Annotated in this window: 4 protein-coding genes; 3 read left to right on the forward strand and 1 reads right to left on the reverse strand. The window is 63.1% G+C overall.

Features of this window, described 5'->3' with window-relative positions:
- Positions 1 to 53: 53 nt before the first annotated feature.
- Positions 54 to 596, reverse strand: coding sequence for a MarR family winged helix-turn-helix transcriptional regulator (locus AC0QC4_RS16585; RefSeq protein WP_010339851.1), 543 nt, complete (start codon positions 594 to 596; stop codon positions 54 to 56).
- A gap of 104 nt (positions 597 to 700) precedes the next feature.
- Here AC0QC4_RS16585 and AC0QC4_RS16590 point away from each other — a divergent pair, with 104 nt between their 5' ends.
- The 3 genes from AC0QC4_RS16590 to AC0QC4_RS16600 all read left to right on the forward strand — a co-directional run.
- A complete protein-coding gene (locus AC0QC4_RS16590) occupies positions 701 to 1177 on the forward strand; it encodes a YkgB family protein (protein ID WP_010339850.1) in 477 nt (158 codons plus the stop codon).
- Between the two features lie 133 nt (positions 1178 to 1310).
- Positions 1311 to 1895 (forward strand): recombinase family protein, encoded by a 585-nt coding sequence (locus AC0QC4_RS16595; protein ID WP_010339849.1) that lies wholly within the window; start codon positions 1311 to 1313, stop codon positions 1893 to 1895.
- A gap of 4 nt (positions 1896 to 1899) precedes the next feature.
- The coding region (locus tag AC0QC4_RS16600) for a Tn3-like element ISMpo10 family transposase (RefSeq protein WP_483661202.1) at positions 1900 to 4230 on the forward strand (2331 nt) is incomplete at its 3' end.

Genomic DNA, 4230 nt, shown 5'->3' on the forward strand with positions numbered 1-4230 from the left:
GGGGTCAGGACATAGAACGGGCACAGATATACGCTAAGCGTCTCTGCGCGCACTTATGGGTCGACTCTATGCGTCGACGACTCCAGCATTCCAAAGGCATCCATCGGACAGTTGTAGCATCGCCTCTCGTCGCAGAGCCGGCATATCGTCAGCGCCGAGACAGCGTCGTCAGACATCTGCGCAAGTATTGTCTCGGCAATACGTTCCAGCACGAGGCGGTCAGCATTCGAGACATGGCTAAGGATTTCGGATAAAGTCTCGTTTCTTCGTTGCAGGATCGCAGATAGGCGAGTCTCGCCTGCCTCAGTGAGCATCAGCGCTACTGCACGACGGTCCCGTAGCGCTTTGGATCGAACGGCGAACCCGGCTGCAACCAATCGATCGACAAGCCGCACCGTCCCCGCGTGGGACAAGCCTAGCACCCGTCCTAATTCGTCGATCGAAAGACCGGTCGCGTGACCGATGACGACGATCGCCGCGGTGGTTTCGCCACCGCCGGGTATCGTCGGGTCGAATGCCGCCTTCTTAATTCGATCGGTGATGCCCACTGCGAGGGCGCCGAACAGATTGACGAGCCGGTCCGAGAGTACGTTCAAAGGGTTGCCTCATTCATTGACGGCGTATAGTGTATGCGCAGCGCATATATCACGCCTGTCTAAGCATGAAGGCAGGTCATGCGCCATGATGAAAGCGAGGCACCATGTTTTCGACATTACACATAGCTGAAAAGACGACCGGCTCTCGCGGGTCTCTCGCGTTGCTGCGCTGGGCGCTGGTGGTCATCTTTCTCTGGTTCGGTTGCATGAAATTCACGAGCTATGAAGCGATGGGCATCGCGCCATTGATGAAGAACAGTCCGATCATGAGCTGGATTCCGGCCGTTTTTGGGGTGCAGGGTGGAAGCTATTTTATAGGCACCGTCGAGCTCGCGACGGCCGCTGCGCTGATTATCGGTGCTTTCAACAAGACGGCCTCCGCTCTCGGCGCGGCGATGTCATGCCTGACTTATGCCGTGACACTGACGTTTTTCCTGAGCACGCCTGGCGTCGCCGAGCCGACCGCTGGCGGGTTCCCGGCGATTTCGGCCGGAACCGGACAGTTCCTGTTGAAGGACCTGGTGCTTCTTGCGGCATCAGCGTGCCTTCTACTTGCGTCCATACGGACAGCAGACGCGTGACGGCAAACAGGTGATAGGCGACGCTCCGGACCTGCGCTTTTGCCGAACCATACCCGCCTCAGCCCATAACGATCGACAAACCCTGTCGCTTTGATAGGGTGTTCGAAAACATGCTTTCGAGGGTTTGTCGTACATGCTGGTCGGATATATGCGGGTGTCAACGACCGATGACCGCCAAACGGTCGATCTCCAGCGGGACGCGCTCGTCGCAACCGGGGTCGATCATCGGCATCTCCATACCGACAAGGCATCCGGCGCGCGCGACGACCGACCAGGCCTGAAAGCCTGCCTCGACTATCTGAACGCGGGCGACACACTGATCGTGTGGAAGCTCGACCGGCTCGGACGCTCGCTGCCGCACCTGCTGACGATCGTCACCGATCTGAAGGCGCGCGGCATCGCGTTCCGGTCGCTGACCGAGCAGATGGATACGACCACGCCGCACGGCGAATTGCTGTTCTCGCTGTTCGGTGCATTGGCACAATATGAGCGTGCGCTCACGCGCGAACGGGTGATGGCGGGACTGGCTGCTGCCAAACGCCGGGGACGCCAAGGTGGCCGCCCGCCGATGATCGACGCCGAAACGCTCGAGCGGATCACCGCCGCGCTGGATGGCGGGGCCAGCAAGGCGTCCGTCTGCCGGACCTTCAAGGTGCCGCGTTCGACCCTTCTCGGCACGCTTGCCCGGATCGGCTGGACCGCACCGGCCAAGGTCTAAGCCGATGCCGCGTCGCGCCGTCCTGTCGGACGAGCAACGCGCGGCGTTGCTCGCGCTTCCCGACGACGAAACCCTGCTCGTCCAGCACTGGACATTGAGCCGGGACGACTTGGCCATCATCGTCCGCCGGAGGCGACCGCATAACCGGCTGGGTTTCGCGATCCAGCTTTGCGCGCTGCGCTATCCTGGCCGTTTCCTGCGACCCGGTGAACTGATCCCTGATACGCCGCTCGCGTTCGTCGCAGAGCAATTGCAGGTCGGACCCGAGGTGCTGGCCGACTACGCGACGCGCGGCCCGACCCGGTACGAACAGCTCGATGCACTGCGCGATGCATTCGGCTTCATGCCGCTCAGTCGGCCGCTGCGAACGACGTTGCAGGAATGGCTCCTGCCGATCGCGCTGACGACGACCAGCGGGGCTAGGCTGGCGCGCGTGATGCTGGATGAGTGCCGGCGACGGCGCATCATTGTGCCGGGCATCAGTTCGGTCGAGCGGATGGTCGCACAGGCGTTGCTCGATGCCGAACGCCATGTCGCCGAGCATCTGACCCGAGGACTCGATGCTCGACAGCGCCGGCTGCTCGATGCGCTTCTCCTGCCCCACACAGGCACGAACTTGAGCGATCTGGCCTGGGTGCGGCAGTCACCCGGCAAGCCCGGCCGAAAGACATTCGCCGCCATCATCGAGCGACTGACACTGCTTCGGGCCATCGGGATCGATCCGGATATCGCCGTAGGCGTCCATCCCGAGCGCCTCCGACGCCTGTGCCAGGAAGGCGTGCGGCTGACCGCGCAACATGTTCGGACGCTGCAAGCGACGCGGCGTCGCGCCACATTGGTGGCGACCATCCTCGAAACCATCGTTACCCTCACCGACGATGCGGTGCTGATGTTCGATCGCCTGCTTGGGCAGATGTTCCGGCGCGAACAGAACAGCGCGGACACGACACTCAAGCGCAACCGGCGCACCATCAACGGCAAAATCCGGCTGCTTGCCCAACTCGGCGCTGCCTTGCTCGCCGCCAAGATATCAGGTGGCGATATCGGCGCTGCGGTCGAGGCAGCGATCGGATGGAATGATCTCGGCCGCGAGGTCGATGAAGCCCGCAAGCTGATCCGCCCCGATTCGGTCGATCCCGTCGCGGTCGCCGCGACCAATTACCCCGTCCTCCGACAGGTCGGTCCCTCGTTCATCGCCTCGTTCACATTCGGGGCGGTGCCAGCCTGCCATGCGCTCGCGCGAGCGGTCGCGATCATGCGCGACCTTCATTTTGGTCATCTGCGCAAATTGCCTGCAGGCACGCCAGTCGGCTTCATCCGGCAAGCTTGGCGTCGGGCGATCGGCACCGGCATTCCCGATCGCAGGATCTATGAATTGTGCGTGCTGGTCGAGCTTCGCGACCGGCTTCGCGCCGGCGACATGTGGGTCGAGGGAAGCCGACGCTATCGTGCTGTCGAGCAGCAACTCATTCCTGCCCCCGTATTCGCCAACATGCGCGCGGCCGGCCCCTTGCCGATACCGGCACCGGATACGGCCGATAACTGGCTGGCCGAACGACGCGCCCGCCTCGCCCGTCGATTGGCCGAGGTCGAGCGAAAGGCGGAGACGGACGCGCTGGAAGACGTGCAGCTCAGCTTGGGCAGGCTGCGGATTTCGCCCTTGAAGGCGATTACTCCCGAGGAATCCGATACCGCCCTTGCGCCGCTCTATGCGCATCTGCCCGCGATCCGCATCACCGACCTTCTTGCCGAAGTCGATCGATGGACCGGGTTCAGCCAGTGCTTCACGCATCTGCAAAGTGGCCGTGCCGCGGATGAACCACGTGCGATCCTCACGGCGGTGCTCGCCGATGCCACCAATCTGGGCCATACGCGCATGGCGGAAGCCTGCAATCTCGTGACCCAGCGCCAACTCGGTTGGCTCGCCTCGTGGCATCTGCGCGAGGAAACCTACGGTCGCGCGCTCGCCCGGCTTGTCGACGCCCAACACACCGCGCCGCTGGCCGCGCTGTTCGGGTCCGGCACCTCGTCCAGCTCAGACGGTCAGAACTTTCCGCTCGACCGCCGCGCCCAGGCAACCGGCGCAGTCAATCCGCACAAGGGGACAGAGCCGGCTGTCTCCTTTTACAGCCACGTCTCGGATCGCTACGCGCCGTTCCATTCCACAGTTATCTCCGCTTCGGCGAGCGAGGCGGCACAGGTGCTCGACGGGCTGCTCCACCACGGCGCCGATCTGCACATCGAAGAGCATCACGTCGATGGCGGGGGCGTCTCCGACCATGTGTTCGCGCTATGTCATCTGCTTGGGTTCCGGTTCGCGCCGCGTATCCCGAAT

This window comes from Sphingomonas sp. jy18 (genome assembly GCF_056931895.1).